Below are 15,007 nucleotides of genomic sequence, written 5' to 3' on the forward strand. Positions count from 1 at the left end.
TCGATGACATATTACAGCGGAAGCACGTTGAAGCGCCGGCCGGCACCGTGCGAGCCCGGCTCGCGGCCCGGCTCCCCGAGGCGTACGCCCCGATCCTCCTCGACCCGTTGCAGGCCCGAACCGCTCTCCCCCGCGATGACGTTCGACCAGATGCTGGAACGCGTGCGCCACGAAGGCGCCCACCCCACCCGCGAACGCGCCGAGGAAGCCGTCCGCAACGCCCTCGCGGCCCTCGGCCGCCAGATCACCGGAGACGAGCGCGTCGCCTTCGCGCAGCGCCTGCCCGCAGAGGCCGCCCCCGCCATGACGGCCCAGGTACCCGACTACCAGGCCAGCCCCGGCCCGCCGCCTGATCCCACGCCGGCAGCCGCGGCTGCGATGGGCCCGGACTGCTCACATGAACGCATACAGGCCACGTTCGAGCCCGATTGCCTTACTGCCGAACACGCGAAAATCTATGTTCGCCAGCGTAGACATTCCCCTGCAACATGGTTATGGTTTCTCTCGTAGCCCAGAGAGACCAGAGGGCTCGGCAGAGACGAACTGCCGGGCAGCAGTACATGCAGTTGCAGTTCGCAGGCCGGTGCGGTGGTGGAGTTCCGAAGCCAGGGTTGTTGCAGGACGGCGACGGGACTGACGACCGGACCGGGCGGCCCGCAGTCATCAGGGGCTGCCAGGAGCAGTACCGCAGTTAACGCAGTGCCAGTAACGGCAGTTCGCAGTACAGCAGTGCAGTCAGTGAGCGGTACCTCGGTAAAGGCGTCGGCTGCGGGCGCGCGTACCGGGAAGTTCGGCAGTGGGGTTCCAAGCCAGTGCAGACGCAGGATGGGCAACGGGGCTGGCTGCCGAAGAGTGGCGCTGTCACAGGTCACCAGCAGTACGTAGTCCCCGCTTCAGCAGTAGTTGATCAACGAGGAAGAACGGAGGGGCCAGGCGCCATCAGGATCGCCCGGGCCGAAGTCTGAGCCCGGGTACCGCAGGACATCGATAGCGAGGTGGTCTCCGGTCAAGCAACCGCGATCCCCGCACTCCCGGCAGCAACTCGGCCGAGGCGGCGGAAACACGAGGTCGGCGCAGTATCAGGGCCGACAGATGGTGTAGTAGTTCCTTCGGGGCCCTGGTGCCGTACGGCACCAGGGCCCCTCCATGCGTTCCATGAGAGAGGTGCAATGACAGCAGACGACTCGTTCGGCCGTCTTGACGACGACGACTACCCCGCCTACACGATGGGCCGGGCCGCCGCAATGCTCGGCACCACCCAAGGCTTCCTACGCGCCATCGGCGAGGCCCGCCTGATCACCCCGCTGCGCTCCGAGGGCGGACACCGTCGCTACTCCCGCTACCAACTGCGCATCGCGGCACGCGCCCGGGAACTCGTCGACCAGGGCACCCCCATCGAGGCCGCCTGCCGCATCATCATCCTCGAGGACCAGCTCGAGGAAGCCCAGCGCATCAACGCCGAGTACCGCCGCTCCGCCGAATCATCCCTGCCGCCGGCCTCGGACTGAGGCGGGCCCGCCAACCTTCGGACGGGCAAGTCGTCCCGCGAGAAGGGACAGAAATTCGGCCAGAGGGATACCTCGAGCCGCCGTGAGAACGACCTGCTGCGCGAAGAGGACCTGCACGACGAGGGGCTTTGACCGGCGAACCAACCGCCCACACGCCCAGGGCCCGGCCGGTCCACCGTCACTCCGACCGGCTCTGTCGCATCCCGCCCGACGCCGAAGAAGCGGGCCGCCCGCCACGGGGCGCCGCGCTGTGGGCTCGGCTTGAGGACCGGGATCAGCCTGCCGCACCGGCGGCGCTGTCCTCAGGCTCGGGTGCTGACCGCCTGAGGGGTCACCCGTCCGCGCTTCTCGAAGAAGACCATGCCCGGACGGGCGTCGAAGCCGCAGTTGTGCAGGGCGGTGGCACCGGTCTCGCCGTCGGGCGGGACCGCGACCGCGTGCACCGTTCGGGCACCACCGGCGAACAGCCGGTGCTCCAGAGCCGTGCTCAGGTCGCCGCCCAGCCCCTGGTGACGCCAGGCAGGCGCCGTGCCGATGCGCAGGATCCACGCCCGGTCGCCCTCCACCCTGCTCACCGCGGCGCCGACCACCACCTCGTCCGCGGTGGCCACCACCGCAGGGTGGAGAGCCTGGAGGGGCGCCACGGCGTCCGAGAGCGGAAAGAGAGGTGGCTCTTCGGCCGTGCCGCTCTCCGCATCGACTCGGATCACCGCTTCGAGATCATCCTGGGTGTAGTCCCTGACACGCCAACCCGTCATGGTCAGCTCCGCATGTTCGGCCGTACTCCCATCATCGGTCGATGTGGTCCAGGGCCTCCACGGCAACGCCGGTGCCGCGGACCGCTCGGGGAGCGTGCTGGCACGGCCCCTTCAGGCCGGCGGCACCGCACGGCACGGCGCCGCCTCACGGCGGCAGAGCCCCGCCTCGGTTGCCCGTCGTTCGCCCCCTGACAAGGCTCCAGGTCAGCGACCTGGGGCTTTGTTGTGCCCAGAGCTCTCTAACGCTGCTGGAGCAGCCCGCTGTTCATCGCCACTACCACGGCTCGCGTGCGGTCGCTGACGTCGAGTTTTGCGAATATCCGCAGGAGATGCGTCTTCACCGTGGCCTCTCCGATGAACAGACGCCGACCGATCTCCGCGTTGGACAACCCGTCGGCGACCGCGCCCAGTACTTCGGACTCGCGCGCAGTGAGTGCCACGGGCGCGGGCCGGCGCATCTTGGCCACGAGCCGTTGCGCGACACGCGGGGCGAGGACGGTTTCGCCCCGGGAGGCCGAGTGGATGGCTTCGACCAGTTGGTCCCGGGTGGCGTCCTTGAGGAGATAGCCGGTCGCCCCCGCCTCGACACCGCGCTCGATGTCGGCGTCGGTGTCGTACGTGGTCAGGATGAGGACCTGGGTCCGCACGCCGCTTCCGACGATCTCTGTGGTGGCGCCCACTCCGTCGAGGACGGGCATCCGCAGATCGAGGAGCGCCACATCCGGGTCAAGCTGTTCGACGAGCCGCACGGCCTCGCGGCCGTCTCCCGCCTCGCCGACGATGTCGATGGTGGGCTCGGAGGTCAGCAGCGCGACAAGTCCGGCGCGCATCACCGTATGGTCGTCGGCCAGGATGACGCGCAGGCGCCGGCCTTGTGTCGTAGCCGTAGCCGTAGCCGTGGGCACAGTCGTCATGTCAGACCTGACCGTTCATGGGGATCAGGGCGAGGATCCGGGTGCCGTCACCGACCGAGCTGGTGACGGTGAGATCGCCGCCGAATTCGGCGAGGCGCTTGCGCATTCCGTCCAGGCCGAAGCCATGAGACTCCTCGACGACGAATCCGCGTCCGTCGTCGGTGATTTCCAGCTCGACGCCGGCCTGGTGGCGGGCGAGGACGACGCCCACCGTGGAGGCGTCCGCATGCTTGCGGATGTTGGCCAGGGACTCTTGCGTGCACCGCAGCAGGGCGACCCGCGTCGGCTGATCGCATGCGATGTCCGCCAGCTCCGCCGTGACGATGAGCCCGGTGTCCTCGGTGAACCGGTCCAAGGTGCGGCGGAGCGTCGTTGCGACCGATCCGGCGGCCACGCCGCTACGGGGGGCCACACCTACGAGGACGCGGGCCTCGGCGAGATTCTCCCGGGCTGTCTGTTCGATGGACTGCAGCTGCTGGGCGCTTCTGTCGAGGTCCACAGCTAGCCCGGACCGGGCCGCCTCGGCCAACACGATGATGGAGGCGAAACCCTGGGCGAGGGTGTCGTGGATCTCCCGGGCGAGGCGGTCGCGCTCCTCTGCGGCGCCCTGGCGCTGGTACGCGTCGACCAGCTCCAGCTGGGCGGTCTTCAAATCCGCCCTCAGCTTGACCCGTTCGTCCCGCAGCGCCAGTGCTCGGGGCGTCACCACCGCCATCAGGACGCCGACCGCGTACACCGCGAGGGAGGAAATGGCGTTGGTGGTCAGGACATCGACGCCCCAGCCTTCCCGCAGCGTGCCGCCGACCGTGATCGCCACCGCGCCGAGGCCCGTGTGGACGACCGCTGCCCTGAGGCTGTCCGAGAAGATGACGAACTGCGCGAGCGTCACCGTGTAGAAGACTCCGAGGCCGTCGCCGACGTAGGAGAGAGCGCCCAGCGATCCCACGAGGACGCACAGATAGCCGTACGGGCGCAGCACGGGATTGGCGGGCCGGCAGCGTACGAGCGCGTAGCTGAGTGCGAGCACGGCCACCAGGGCCGGCACCCCGTACTTCGTCGTGGGGGGAGCGTCGCCCACGACGGTGATCAGAGTGACAAGGGCGATGAGCGCCCAGGACAGTCCCTCCCACCCGTGGAGTGCCCAGATCCATAACGGGTCACCACGCTCAGGCCGTTGCAGCATGATCGTCAGATTACGTCCTGGAGCGGACGGGTCGAACGGCTGCGGGCCGGTGGTACCGGTTTTCCGGCGCGGGGCGCCGTGGCCACCAGGCGCGCTCGCCGAGGAGCAGCAGGATCGAGGGCAGGATCATCATCCTGATGACCACGGCGTCCAGCAGGACCGCCACGGCCAGGCAGAGGCCCATCTGCTTCATCTCTGTCAGGTGCAGGAAGACGAAAGCCGCGAACACCGTGACCATCACCATCGCCGCGCTCGTCACCACCTTCGCCGACCGGCCGATGCCCTCCAGTACCGCCGCGCGGGCCGTCATCCCGTTGTCCATCGCCTCCTTGATCCGGCTGACCACGAACACCTGGTAGTCCATCGACAGTCCGAAGAGGATCACGAAGAGAAAGAGCGGCACCCGCGACGCGATCGCACCGAGGGAGTCGAAGCCCAGCAGGTCCTCTGCCCAGGTTCCCTGGAAGACCAGAACCAGCGCGCCGAGCGCGGCGGCGGCGGAGAGAAGGTTGAGGAGGACGCCGACGAGGGCGATCACCACCGAGCGGAAGGCCCACACCGTCATCACGAACGTCAGGAGCAGAAGGAACCCGACGACCAGCGGCAGTTTGCTCTTCTCGTGCGCCACATAGTCCTGTCCACGGGCCACATCACCGCTCACCGCCATGTCCGCACCGGGCAACATGGCGGCCGTGGCGGGCAGATACACCTCACGGACGTGGCCGAGTGACTCGATCGCCCGGCCGGAGGGCGCGGGATACGGGACGGCCAGTTCGAGCACGCTGATCCGGCCGTCCGCCGACGTGCGCACCGTCGGCTCGGCGTTCCGGGCGAACAGCGGGTCCGCCTGGGCGCGCCGGCCCAGTTCCACCAGAGCCTGCTTGACCTGCGGTGCCTGGTCGGGGGCGGAGCGGGCGACGACCTCGTGCTTGACCAGGAGTTCCGGGAACTTCGCGGTGAGCCGGTCGTAGACCTGCATGGCCGGGATGTCGCGCGAGAAGGTGTCCTTGCCCGGGTCGATGAGTTTCATACCACTCGCGGGCGCCGCTATGGCGAGCATGACGAGTACGGATACGCACAGGGTGATCACTGGATGCCGCCGCGCGGGGCGCAGCAGGGCGTCGAAGACCCTGCCGTTCTCCGGCTTCACCGACTTCGTACGGACAGGCTTGCCCCGGCTCGCCCGCCGCGCGTCCCTCGTGGCGGTACGGCGCCCGGTACGGTGGCCGATCTTCACCAGCAGCGCGGGAAGCACGGTCAGAGAGCTGGCCACGGCGACCGCCACGACCAGGATCGTGCCCGTCGCCAGGGAGGAGAAGATGACGTCCGTGGCCAGGTAGAGCGTCGCTGTGGAAGCGATCACCGCCAGGCCGGAGACCATGATGGCTCGGCCGGCCGTGGCCGCCGCGAGGTCCACCAGCGCCTCGGGGCTGAGCCGGTTTTCGGCGCGGGCCCGTTCCTCGCGTTCGCGCTTGAGATAGAAGAGCGTGTAGTCGACGCCTACGGCGAGGCCGATGAGCAGGATCATGTTGGTCCCGACCCCTGGGTCGGGGAGGACGTGGGAGGCCAGCATGGCCAGGCCCATGGCGGCGGCGATCGAGGAGAGAGCCAGCAGCAGTGGCACACCGGCCATGACCACCGAGCCGAAGACGATCAGCAGGATGACGAGGGTGACCGGCAGGGTGATGCGTTCCGAGAGGGCGAGGTCGTCACCGCGCTGGTCGTTGACGCCCTGACTGATGGCGGGTGATCCGGTCTCCTCCACGACCAGGTCCGGGTGGCCGACCGCCACCTTCGCCGTCTGTTCGAGGAGCGGTACGACGTTCTTCTTCCCGTCCAGCTCGGCGCCCTTCAGCACCACGGTCACGCGCAGGGCGCTGCCGTCCTTCGAACGGACCGGGAGCGCCACGCTGTCCACCTCGGGCAGCTCGGCCATCCGGTCGGTGAGCTCGCGGACCGCGGAACCGGCCGCCTCCGTGTCGAGGGGACCGGACTTCGCGTGGATCAGGACGTGCTCGGTGGGCCGGCGCTGGAGGCCGCCCTCGGTCGCCATCGACTCGGCGTGCCCCGCCTCTCCGACCCAGAAATCCTTGGTGGTCGCCGCGTTGCTACCGGTCGCGATACCGGCGCCGAGGCACAGAATGACGAACAGGAACCACCCGATGATTGCGCTCCACGGGTGGCGGGCGCTCCAGCGGGCCATACGGACCGGGCAATTTCTCATGCCTCAGATGCTCGTCCGCAGGGTCGTTCCCCCGGCAGCCTCGACTGGTTGAACCCCGCGTCCACCGGTCGGTGGACGCGGCTGGCCTGCCGGATATCCTTCCGCCCTCGCGAGAGGCCCACGAAGAGGACGTATTCGCAGTTCAGGAGCCATACGGGCGGTCTGGGCAGCGTTGATTCCCACGTTCATGGCGCGGGTTCGATTCCCGTCATCCGCTCTTGGACCAAGGCCCAGGTCACCGACCTGGGCCTGCGTCGCTGTCCAGCCCTCTTCGGACTCGCGCGCCATGCCCATGCCGCCCTGCGGCGGCGGTGGGTCAGCTGTGTGCGGTGTCCTCGCCCGTCTGTCCGGCGTCCTCGGCCGCGCCGGCCTTCTCGCGCATCTTGCGCACCAGCTCCGCCTTCTGGTCGGCGGCGCCCTTGCGGTCGAGGTTGCGGTGCGGCCCGTTGTTCTGCCGTTCGGCGCGGGACAGCCTCTTGCGCTGGCCGCCGCCCTGGCCCACGGGGTTGTTGATGTTCTTGCTCACGGTCATGGGTTGTCCCGGCAATGTTGTGGAGTGATCTACGGATTCATCGGTGGGGGACGGGCGCGGCGACGCCGAAGGACGTCAGTAGGGGCCCGTCACGCTCTCACCCGTAAATCAGCGTCTGGAAGACTATGACGTTACCCGGTCCCGTCGGCGCCGCACACCAGACCTTGGGCCACCCCGGGCTCGGCCCGCCGGCGAACCCGGCAATCGAAGGCCTGCTGAGCGACGTCCGGCAGCGGCTCACCGGACGCGCGCCCGCCGTCGCGGATGACGGGTGCGTGGGAAAGGCGTCCTTCGGTTGCTACCCCTGAATCGGCAGGTCGGGATGGGTGGCCAGGAAGATCATGTACGCGACTGCCGCAGCCGTCCCTACGGAGGAGAGCAGCAGGGCAGTCAGCGGCTGATCACGGCTCGTGCCGTTCCGCGAGGCAGCTCGGTACTCGATGGAACCCCGGACGAGACCTGCCAGGCCGAGCGGCAGGGCCAGCATCCACACAAGCATCCAGAACGGGCAGCAGAACCAGAAGGCAACGGAAGCCCCGCCGAGGACGACGGCCGGACTCATCCGCCCCCGTCCGCCACTGATCGTGTCATCGGTGTGTGTCACCAGTTGATCAAAGCAGCCTGACCCCGAGGGCGCGGGCCGCAGTGGTCAGCGGTTCGGGGGGATGACCTTCCCCGTCAGCGCGTTGATCGCCACAGTGGTTCCTTGATCGTTGACGGGTACGTCCTCGCCCGCGGGCGCCGGCGTCCCCTCCGGCCGGGGAAGGGTGAAGCTGATGAGCCAGCGCGTCTCCCAGTCGCCCTGAGCGTTCTTCTGGACCAGGATCTCCGAACCGGCGAAGCTGCCCGCGGAAACCTGGGCCTCAGCCGTCCGGCGCGCTTCCTCGGCGGTCACCCGGTGCGCGGGAGGCGCGGCCGGTCCGAGCTCGTTGCGCCCGGTGAAGGCGGAGATCCGGCCGTCGGGATCGACGACCACGTCCATCCGCATGGGCATGAGCACGCCGTCGACCCGCTGGCGCCAGCCCACGGTCTGCTGACCGCTGTCGGCCGTGGTCGGGTCCACCATGGTCGTACTGTCCTTCAGCGCCCAGGGGAACCGGGCCTGTACGAACACCGCCGCCTGAGCTACCGCTTCCTCCTTGGTACGCACCGGCTTCGCGGTCACGCCCGGCAGCGACTTCGCCTGACGCGAGCCTGTGATGTTCACGGCGCCATCGGTGAAGTTGAGGAATCCGTCCTCGAGGGTCACCAGGGTCTGGCCCGCTGCCGCGCCCTCGCCCTTCATGTACTGGATGCTCGAAATCCGGGCGTCCGGGCCCCAGACGTCCCGGACCGTCCTCCTCGCGACCTCCTGCTGCGCGGAAGTGGCCCGGGTCAGTTCGGTGACCTCGGAGAGGACCGGGGTGATGGCGACGGCTCCGAAGGCGAGGAGCACCACGGCACCCACCCCGAGGATGCGCAGGCCCTGTACGAGGTCGGCCTTGCCCAGCGCCGACCGCATCCCGCGCAGGGCGAGCGCCAGTGCTACGCCGATCGCCGTTCCGAGGCTGTTCGCGATCAGGTCCTCGGAGGTGCAGGACCGGCCGATGGACGACGTCAGCGCTTGGACCGACTCGATGCCGGCGGACAGCAGCACACCGCTCGCGACGGACACGGCGGGACGGCGGAAGACCAGGACCGAGAAGAAGGCCGCCGGCACGAACAGGGCGACGTTCATGATTCCCTGCTGGGCCAGCAGGGGGGTGAACACGTCGCGGCCGATGGTGCAGATCCCCGAGGCCGACGCCCCGGTGTGGCTCGGATAGAGCGTCGCGGACAGCGCCCCGGCGACCGCCCACCCGAACAGCACCGCCGGCACCTTGGGCAGCCCGCGTACCCGCACGAGCCAGAGTTCAACCACATCCGCACCGGCGCCGCCCTCTTCGCGTTCGCGCTTCTGATCCTCCTCGCCCTGCGGCCGTCGGCCCGGGTGGCGGGGCGGTCGTAGGGCGCGGTCAGGAGGGTTGTCGGAGACCCGCGATGAGGAGGGCCACCAGGCGGCGGGCGTCGTAGTCGGGGTCGCGTTCGGTGCCGATGCAGAGGTTGCCGATGCCGCGCATGAGTTGGTACGCCGTCAGGTCCGGGCGGATCTGTTCCGCCGCGGCGGCCGCGTCCAGGAGGTCGGTGCACACCGGCAGGAGGCGGTCGAGGAAGTAGGCGTGCAGGCTTTCGAAGCCGGTGTTGTCGGCCTGCATCGCCGCGGCCAGGCCGTGTTTGGTGACCAGGAAGTCGACGAAGAGGTCGGCCCAGCGCTCGAGGGCGGCATGCGGGGTCGGGCTCGACGCGAGGAGGGCCGGGCCGGCTTCGGCGCAGGCGTCGACCTGGTGGCGGTAGACCGCGATCACCAGGTCGGCGCGGGTGGGGAAGTGGCGGTAGACCGTGCCCACCCCGACGCCCGCCCCGGCCGCGATGTCGCGCACCGGTGCCTCCACACCCGACGTGACGAAGATCGCCGCGGCCGCGTCCAGCAGCGTCTGCTGGTTGCGCCGGACGTCCTTGCGCCGGGATCCGGCCGCACCGCCCGGGCCGCCCGCACTCCCCGTGCCGCCCGTGCCGCCCGCACTGCCCGCGCTTCGATCGCTGTCGTTCACCGCGAAGCCCTTCTCGTTCATCGGTCTTGCGAAACGGAACCGTGTTCCATATTGTTGGCGGAGCAACGTTCCGTTTTGCTCATGATGGCAGACCGGGCAGACAACCCCCGGCCATGCCCTCCGTTGGAAGGCACCTCCATGTCCGACCCGACCACCGTGATGTCCGCGAAGCCGATCGTCCTGCCCGCCCCGAACCGCGGCGAGGACCTCCAGGTGCGCGTGTCCGCCCCCGTGACCGGCAGCGACCTGCCCGTCATCGTCCTCTCGCACGGCTTCGGCTGGTCGATGAACGGCTACGCCCCGCTCGCCGACCACTGGGCCGCCCAGGGCTTCGTCGTCGTCCAGCCCACCCACCTCGACTCCCGGACGCTCGGCATCCCGCACGAGGATCCCCGTACGCCGCGAATCTGGCGAATCCGGATCGAGGACCTGACCCGCGTGCTGGACGGACTCGACATGCTGGAGGCCGCCGTACCGGGCCTCGGCGGGCGCGTCGGGCGCGATCGGATCGCCGTCGCCGGCCATTCCTGGGGATCCCAGACCGCGAGCGCGCTGCTCGGCGCGCGGGTCCTCGGCGCCGACGGCGTCCCCGGCGAGGACATGTCCGACCCGAGGGTGGGCGCGGGCGTATTGCTCGCGCCGGCCGGGCTGGGCGACGACCTCACCCCGTTCGCCGTCGAGAACCTGCCCTTCCTGAGGCCGTCCTTCGACACCATGACCACCCCGGCCCTCATCGTCGCCGGGGACAACGACCACTCCCACCTGTCCACCCGCGGACCGGACTGGTCCACCGACCCGTACACCTTCAGCCCGGGGAGCAAGAGCCTGCTCACGCTGTTCGGCGCGGAGCACTCGCTCGGAGGCATCCCCGGCTACGAGGTCGCCGAGACGACGGACGAGAGCCCCGCGCGCGTCGCCCTGATCCAGCAGCTCAGCACCGCCTTCCTCCGCAGCACCCTGCTCGGTGCGGACGCCGGGTGGAAGTCGGCCGTCACGGCGCTGGAGGCCGAGGCGAACCCGCTCGGGAAGGTGGAGAGCAAGAACAGGTGATCCCGCGGAAAGGTGTTATCGGCGTGCGCCCCGCGGGTCTCCCTCTGTGTCAGGCCAGGTGGGCCGTCACCTCCGAGGAGATGCGATGCGCGATCACGACGACGATTTCACGCAGGACCGGCCGCGCGGGAGCCGGGCCGGGGGACACCGCAGGGGCCGCCGCAGGGCTCCGGTGATGGCGGCGGCTGCCGTGGTCCTGCTGGCCGGCGTCGGAGCGGCGGCCTACGCCCTCGGCTCCGACGAGGCCCCGGTACGTACGACGACGGCGGCCGGCTCCCCCTCGGTGCTCGGCGGCGGCCGGCCGAGTGCGACGGACCTCATACCCGCCCCCACGGCGTCTCCCACCGCCGGTGCGAGCGCGTCCGCGGCCGCCGCGACGCCGAGCCCGGATGCCACCGTCTCCGCCTCGCCCGCGAAGGACGGCGGCCGGAGCACCGGTGCGCCGGCCGAACGTTCCGCCAAGCCCTCCGCGCCGAGCACCCGCCCGGCCGGCAGCGGTCCGACGGGACCGGACCCCAAGGTGCCCGGTGCCCGCACCACGACGCAGGACGTCGCCGTGGCCCAGTCGCTGTCCCTGCAACTGCTCAACGGCGAACGGGCCGCCGTCGGACGGCCTCCGCTCGTGCTCAAGCGGGACCTCAGCGACTTCGCCCGCACGTGGGCTGAGCACATGAAGAACAGTGGGTTCTCCCACTCCTCGTCCGACGACCGCGCCTACCTGAAGACGGGCTCGCGCACGTGGACGGGCGAGAACATCGTCTGGTACAGCGATGCCTCGATGACCGCCCAGGAAGCCGCCGAGAAGTTCCAGTCGATGTGGCGGCACAGCTCCGGGCACTACAAGGCCCAGGTCAACCCGGACTTCACCGAGGTCGGGGTGGGCATGTACCACGATGCCTCGGGCTGGTGGGCCGTGCACAACTTCTCCGACGGCAAGTGAGACGGTGAGCCCTACTCCGGGGCGGCAGGTGCCGGGACGGGCCACGGGTGGTCCGGGGTGACGATCAGGGTGACCGTTCTCGCGACGATGGACGCGTTGTTCTTGTTGCCGTCGTTCACGTCGGAATTGACCAGCACGACGAGCGTGGCCTTGTCGGAGGGGACTGGACGGCGATCGCCGCGTACCCGGGCAGGTCTCCGTTGTGCCCGAGCCAGCCGTAGGTGTCGAGGAGCCCGAGCCCGTAGGAAATGCGGGGCACACCGGTCGGGAGGGTGTGGAGCCGTTCGGCCTGCGTCCTCGCGGTCAGGAGCCTGCCGTCCAGCAGGGCCGGGACCCAGCGGCGCAGGTCCTGCGTGCGGGAGACCATGTTGCCGGTGGCCCAGCCCCAGGAGGGATTCCAGCCGCTGGCGTCGGTGACGGCGCCGTCGGGCGTGAGGTCGGCCGGACGTCACCGAACCCCCGGGGGCGCCCCAGGCCGTCCGTCCGGCTCGCGAACACCTCGGCGGTGGCCCGGCGCAGCGGTTCGTGGGTGCTGGCCACTTCCAGCGCGACGGTGGCGATGGGGCACGCGTCGGCGAAGTCGAGCTCCCGCAGGGTCTGCGCGGCGGCGGTGAAAGCGTCGCACGTGACGGCGCCATGTCCGCCGCCCGGGCGCCCGAAGGGCCCCCGGCATCCGTACCCGCCCCGGCCCGGGGCGCGAAGAGCTCGACGATCAGCGCCAGGTAGGCCGCGCCGGACGTACGGATCACCTCCTCGCCGAGCTGCGACCTGCCCCCGGGGAAGAAGTGGTACGCCGAGCCGTACCGTGCGGACCGGCGCGTGGTTGCGCCCGGGCCGGCTCCCGCTCCCCGCCGATCTGGAGGCCTTCCTCGACGCCGGTACTCCGCCGGTGTACGTGGGCTTCGCCAGCATGCCCGTGCGCGACGCGGAGCACGTCGCGCGGGTGGCCGTCGAGGCCGTCCGCACGCAGGGCCGGCGCATCCTCCTGTCCGGCGGCTGGGCCGACCTGGCCCCGGTCGACGGCCAGGACGACTGCTTCCGCGTCGGCGAGGCTGCTCCTCGACACCGCCGAAGCCACCGCCGGCCGCGGCGGGCTCAGCTCACCGCCTTCCTGATGAGCCCGGCGATCAGCTCCTCGTCGGCCGGGGTCAGCTTCGTCAGTGCGTAGGAGGTCGGCCACATCGTGCCCTCGTCGAGGTTCGCCGGGTCGCTGAAACCGAGGGTGGCGTACCGGGACTTGAACTTCTGAGCGCTCTGGAAGAAGCAGACGATCTTGCCGGCCCTGGCGTAGGCGGGCATCCCGTACCAGAGCTTCGGGGAGAGGTCCGGGGCACTGGCCCTGACCATGGCGTGGAGCTGTTCGGCGAGGACGCGGTCCGCGTCCTCCATCTCGGCGATCTTCGCCAGGACCTCGACCTCGGGGTCCGGCTTGGCGGCGCCCGCACCGCGGCCGCGCCCGGCCGCCCTCAGCTCCTTGGCACGCTGCTTGATCGCGTCCCGTTCCTCGGCCGAGAACCCGTCGGCCTGCTCCTCGGCCGGGCCGGTGCTCCTGGTCGACGTCTGCGTGCCCTTCATGGCATGTCCTCTCTCGCAACGCTTGCTCGGGTGGTGCCGGGGGGTGGTGCCGGGGGGCGGTGCCGGGGGGTCAGGCGGTGGGGGCCGGTACCGCGGTCTCCCAGGCGAACCCGTCCGGGTCGGTGAAGGGGCCGCCGGAGCCGCCGATCACGAGCCGGTGCGAGCCGGTGCCGTCGATCGGGACGCCGACGTCCTTGGCCAGGGCGCGGCGCCCGTACAGCGCCAGCTTGAAGGGGCTCGACGGGGTGGCGAACTCGACGTACTTGCTGCCGAAGCTCTTGCCGACGGCGAGTCCCTGCTCGACGTAGAACCGTTTGCTCGCGGTCACGTCGGCGGTGCCCAGCAGGAGCACGATGTCGTCGATCCGGCCGGTGGCGGGGCCCGAGTCCCGCTTGGCGGAGGTCGCGACCTTCCAGATCGTCCCGTCCGGGGCCTGTACGACCCCGCCGTAGCCCCAGAACGACTTCGAGGCGGGCTTGAGCGCGGTGGCCCCGGCGTCGAGGGCGGCGCCGACGAGGGCGTCGACGTCGGCCGGGCAGGGGACCGTGAGGGAGAGCGAGAACCCGCGGAAGCCGGTCGTCGGTGCTTCCGAAGCCCGCAGGCGGACCTGCGGCCCCGGAGCGAAGGCGGTGTAGAAGCGGTGGGCGGCCGTGGTGTCGGCCACCTCAAGGGTGAGGGTTTCGATGGAGGGCATGAACATCACGCTAGTTGCGGCGCCGGGGCCGGCGCTTCTCGAATCCTGACCGGTTCGGCCGCTCGCCGCGCCGTACGCGCGTACGCGTCCGGCGCCGTGCCGACCAGCTCGGTGAACCGGGTGCGGAAGATGCCCGGGGTGGCGCAGCCGACGGCCCGGCCCACCTCGGGGACCCCGAGGTCGCCGGCCGTCAGCAGGGCCGTGGCGCGCTCGATGCGACGCGCCGTCAGGTAGCCGTACGGGGACGCGCCGTACGCGAGCCGGAACCGGCGGCCGAGGTGCCCGGCCGCCATGCTCGCCGCGCGCGCGAGCTCCTCCACGTCCAGCGGGCGCGCGTACTCGCGGTCGAGCCGGTCCCGGACGCGGCGCAGCCGCGCGAGTTCCGACAGGTGCGCCGCCTCGATCAGTGCCTGTCTCCACGCGGGATGACACATGGATGATCCCCCTTCGTCGGCCGAACCCGCTCAGCGGATTTCCTGGATGCGGATCAGGTTGCCCGCGGGGTCGCGGAAGGCGCAGTCGCGGACGCCGTACGGCTGCTCGGTCGGCTCCTGGACCACCTCGGCGTCGCCTGCCTGGATCTTCTCGAAGGTGCTGTCGAGGTTCTTGGTGGCCAGCAGGATCCAGCCGTAGGTGCCCTTGGCCATCATCTCGGCGATGGTGCGGCGCTCGGCGTCGGTGACGCCGGGGTCGACGGCCGGCGGCGCGAGGAGGATGGCGGTGTCGGGCCGGTCGGCGGGGCCGACCGTGATCCAGCGCATCCTGCCCTGGCCGACGTCGCTGCGGACCTCGAAGCCGAGGACGTCGCGGTAGAAGGCGAGGGAGGCGTCCGGGTCGTCGTGCGGGAGGGCGCTCATGTGAATGCTGATGTCCATGGCCGAAACGGTAACTTCGCCCGGACGGACGGCGCTTCTCGAATCCTGACCGATCCGGACCACCGCTCCGGACCCCTCCTGCCCGTCACCTTGCCGCACCCTGCCCTACCCGGCCGGAGCCCGC

General features: G+C 70.4%; 20 protein-coding genes. 5 read left to right on the plus strand and 15 right to left on the minus strand.

Going from position 1 to position 15,007, the window contains the following annotated elements; all coding sequences use genetic code 11:
* Window positions 1-135: 135 nt before the first annotated feature.
* Together ACIQZO_RS33675 and ACIQZO_RS33680 are read left to right on the plus strand one after the other, a co-directional pair.
* A complete protein-coding gene (locus ACIQZO_RS33675; protein ID WP_403633738.1) occupies window positions 136-510 on the plus strand; it encodes a DUF2267 domain-containing protein in 375 nt (124 codons plus the stop codon).
* 659 nt (window positions 511-1,169) lie between these two features.
* A complete protein-coding gene (locus ACIQZO_RS33680) occupies window positions 1,170-1,508 on the plus strand; it encodes a MerR family transcriptional regulator (protein ID WP_403633741.1) in 339 nt (112 codons plus the stop codon).
* A 302-nt stretch (window positions 1,509-1,810) separates the two neighbouring features.
* On the opposite strand, the gene ACIQZO_RS33685 is transcribed toward ACIQZO_RS33680, so the two are convergent.
* From ACIQZO_RS33685 to ACIQZO_RS33720, 8 genes are all read right to left on the minus strand, one after another.
* Entirely contained in the window at window positions 1,811-2,266 is a 456-nt protein-coding gene (locus ACIQZO_RS33685) for a GNAT family N-acetyltransferase (RefSeq protein WP_403633744.1), read from the minus strand.
* A 239-nt stretch (window positions 2,267-2,505) separates the two neighbouring features.
* A complete protein-coding gene (locus ACIQZO_RS33690; protein ID WP_403633746.1) occupies window positions 2,506-3,180 on the minus strand; it encodes a response regulator in 675 nt (224 codons plus the stop codon).
* A gap of 1 nt (window position 3,181) precedes the next feature.
* Window positions 3,182-4,363, minus strand: a complete 1,182-nt coding sequence (locus ACIQZO_RS33695) for a sensor histidine kinase (RefSeq protein WP_403633749.1) — start codon at window positions 4,361-4,363, stop codon at window positions 3,182-3,184.
* Between the two features lie 10 nt (window positions 4,364-4,373).
* The gene (locus ACIQZO_RS33700; protein ID WP_403633752.1) at window positions 4,374-6,587 is read right to left on the minus strand and encodes an MMPL family transporter; all 2,214 of its coding nucleotides are present in this window, start codon (window positions 6,585-6,587) and stop codon (window positions 4,374-4,376) included.
* A 316-nt stretch (window positions 6,588-6,903) separates the two neighbouring features.
* Complete coding sequence (locus ACIQZO_RS33705; protein ID WP_403633755.1) at window positions 6,904-7,119, minus strand: DUF6243 family protein; 216 nt, start codon at window positions 7,117-7,119, stop codon at window positions 6,904-6,906.
* A gap of 298 nt (window positions 7,120-7,417) precedes the next feature.
* Window positions 7,418-7,723: a hypothetical protein gene (locus ACIQZO_RS33710; protein WP_403633757.1), complete on the minus strand. Its 306-nt coding sequence runs from the start codon at window positions 7,721-7,723 to the stop codon at window positions 7,418-7,420.
* 45 nt (window positions 7,724-7,768) lie between these two features.
* On the minus strand, window positions 7,769-9,019 hold the full coding sequence (locus ACIQZO_RS33715) for a VanZ family protein (RefSeq protein WP_403633760.1): 1,251 nt from the start codon (window positions 9,017-9,019) through the stop codon (window positions 7,769-7,771).
* A gap of 94 nt (window positions 9,020-9,113) precedes the next feature.
* Complete coding sequence (locus ACIQZO_RS33720) at window positions 9,114-9,749, minus strand: TetR/AcrR family transcriptional regulator (protein ID WP_403633946.1); 636 nt, start codon at window positions 9,747-9,749, stop codon at window positions 9,114-9,116.
* 138 nt (window positions 9,750-9,887) lie between these two features.
* Between ACIQZO_RS33720 and ACIQZO_RS33725 the strand changes: the two genes are divergently transcribed.
* Together ACIQZO_RS33725 and ACIQZO_RS33730 are read left to right on the plus strand one after the other, a co-directional pair.
* Complete coding sequence (locus ACIQZO_RS33725) at window positions 9,888-10,799, plus strand: alpha/beta hydrolase family protein (protein ID WP_403633763.1); 912 nt, start codon at window positions 9,888-9,890, stop codon at window positions 10,797-10,799.
* Between the two features lie 85 nt (window positions 10,800-10,884).
* Complete coding sequence (locus tag ACIQZO_RS33730; protein ID WP_403633765.1) at window positions 10,885-11,739, plus strand: CAP domain-containing protein; 855 nt, start codon at window positions 10,885-10,887, stop codon at window positions 11,737-11,739.
* An 11-nt stretch (window positions 11,740-11,750) separates the two neighbouring features.
* On the opposite strand, the gene ACIQZO_RS33735 is transcribed toward ACIQZO_RS33730, so the two are convergent.
* Genes ACIQZO_RS33735 through ACIQZO_RS33745 form a run of 3 tightly spaced genes read right to left on the minus strand, consistent with a single transcriptional unit; the run spans window position 11,751 to window position 12,651 of the window.
* Window positions 11,751-11,876: a hypothetical protein gene (locus ACIQZO_RS33735; protein ID WP_403633767.1), complete on the minus strand. Its 126-nt coding sequence runs from the start codon at window positions 11,874-11,876 to the stop codon at window positions 11,751-11,753.
* On the minus strand, window positions 11,855-12,106 hold the full coding sequence (locus ACIQZO_RS33740) for a hypothetical protein (RefSeq protein WP_403633957.1): 252 nt from the start codon (window positions 12,104-12,106) through the stop codon (window positions 11,855-11,857). Before ACIQZO_RS33740 ends, ACIQZO_RS33735 begins: the two co-directional genes overlap by 22 nt.
* Window positions 12,043-12,651, minus strand: coding sequence for a hypothetical protein (locus tag ACIQZO_RS33745; RefSeq protein ID WP_403633770.1), 609 nt, complete (start codon window positions 12,649-12,651; stop codon window positions 12,043-12,045). The genes ACIQZO_RS33740 and ACIQZO_RS33745 overlap by 64 nt, the downstream gene beginning before the upstream one ends.
* Here ACIQZO_RS33745 and ACIQZO_RS33750 point away from each other — a divergent pair.
* On the plus strand, window positions 12,545-12,907 hold the full coding sequence (locus ACIQZO_RS33750) for a hypothetical protein (RefSeq protein ID WP_403633960.1): 363 nt from the start codon (window positions 12,545-12,547) through the stop codon (window positions 12,905-12,907). The two genes, ACIQZO_RS33745 and ACIQZO_RS33750, sit on opposite strands and share 107 nt — an antisense overlap.
* On the opposite strand, the gene ACIQZO_RS33755 is transcribed toward ACIQZO_RS33750, so the two are convergent.
* From ACIQZO_RS33755 to ACIQZO_RS33770, 4 genes are all read right to left on the minus strand, one after another.
* Window positions 12,835-13,314, minus strand: a complete 480-nt coding sequence (locus ACIQZO_RS33755; protein ID WP_403633772.1) for an iron chaperone — start codon at window positions 13,312-13,314, stop codon at window positions 12,835-12,837. The genes ACIQZO_RS33750 and ACIQZO_RS33755 overlap by 73 nt on opposite strands.
* Window positions 13,315-13,384: 70 nt before the next feature.
* Window positions 13,385-14,008: a glyoxalase gene (locus ACIQZO_RS33760; RefSeq protein WP_403633774.1), complete on the minus strand. Its 624-nt coding sequence runs from the start codon at window positions 14,006-14,008 to the stop codon at window positions 13,385-13,387.
* A gap of 5 nt (window positions 14,009-14,013) precedes the next feature.
* Window positions 14,014-14,442 (minus strand): helix-turn-helix transcriptional regulator, encoded by a 429-nt coding sequence (locus tag ACIQZO_RS33765; RefSeq protein WP_403633777.1) that lies wholly within the window; start codon window positions 14,440-14,442, stop codon window positions 14,014-14,016.
* 30 nt (window positions 14,443-14,472) lie between these two features.
* On the minus strand, window positions 14,473-14,883 hold the full coding sequence (locus tag ACIQZO_RS33770; RefSeq protein ID WP_403633779.1) for a VOC family protein: 411 nt from the start codon (window positions 14,881-14,883) through the stop codon (window positions 14,473-14,475).
* Window positions 14,884-15,007: the final 124 nt, after the last annotated feature.

It is taken from the genome of Streptomyces sp. NPDC097617 (assembly GCF_044761485.1).
In the GTDB taxonomy this organism is placed as follows: Bacteria; Actinomycetota; Actinomycetes; order Streptomycetales; family Streptomycetaceae; genus Streptomyces.

Coding starts and splice junctions, on each gene's coding strand:
- ACIQZO_RS33690 (WP_403633746.1), bottom strand. CDS start 3,180: ATGACGACTGTGCCCACGGCTACGGCTACGGCTACGACACAAGGCCGG.
- ACIQZO_RS33675 (WP_403633738.1), top strand. CDS start 136: ATGACGTTCGACCAGATGCTGGAACGCGTGCGCCACGAAGGCGCCCAC.
- ACIQZO_RS33705 (WP_403633755.1), bottom strand. CDS start 7,119: ATGACCGTGAGCAAGAACATCAACAACCCCGTGGGCCAGGGCGGCGGC.
- ACIQZO_RS33695 (WP_403633749.1), bottom strand. CDS start 4,363: ATGCTGCAACGGCCTGAGCGTGGTGACCCGTTATGGATCTGGGCACTC.
- ACIQZO_RS33755 (WP_403633772.1), bottom strand. CDS start 13,314: ATGAAGGGCACGCAGACGTCGACCAGGAGCACCGGCCCGGCCGAGGAG.
- ACIQZO_RS33680 (WP_403633741.1), top strand. CDS start 1,170: ATGACAGCAGACGACTCGTTCGGCCGTCTTGACGACGACGACTACCCC.
- ACIQZO_RS33760 (WP_403633774.1), bottom strand. CDS start 14,008: ATGCCCTCCATCGAAACCCTCACCCTTGAGGTGGCCGACACCACGGCC.
- ACIQZO_RS33745 (WP_403633770.1), bottom strand. CDS start 12,651: ATGCTGGCGAAGCCCACGTACACCGGCGGAGTACCGGCGTCGAGGAAG.
- ACIQZO_RS33725 (WP_403633763.1), top strand. CDS start 9,888: ATGTCCGACCCGACCACCGTGATGTCCGCGAAGCCGATCGTCCTGCCC.
- ACIQZO_RS33765 (WP_403633777.1), bottom strand. CDS start 14,442: ATGTGTCATCCCGCGTGGAGACAGGCACTGATCGAGGCGGCGCACCTG.
- ACIQZO_RS33730 (WP_403633765.1), top strand. CDS start 10,885: ATGCGCGATCACGACGACGATTTCACGCAGGACCGGCCGCGCGGGAGC.
- ACIQZO_RS33770 (WP_403633779.1), bottom strand. CDS start 14,883: ATGGACATCAGCATTCACATGAGCGCCCTCCCGCACGACGACCCGGAC.
- ACIQZO_RS33700 (WP_403633752.1), bottom strand. CDS start 6,587: ATGAGAAATTGCCCGGTCCGTATGGCCCGCTGGAGCGCCCGCCACCCG.
- ACIQZO_RS33740 (WP_403633957.1), bottom strand. CDS start 12,106: ATGGTCTCCCGCACGCAGGACCTGCGCCGCTGGGTCCCGGCCCTGCTG.
- ACIQZO_RS33685 (WP_403633744.1), bottom strand. CDS start 2,266: ATGACGGGTTGGCGTGTCAGGGACTACACCCAGGATGATCTCGAAGCG.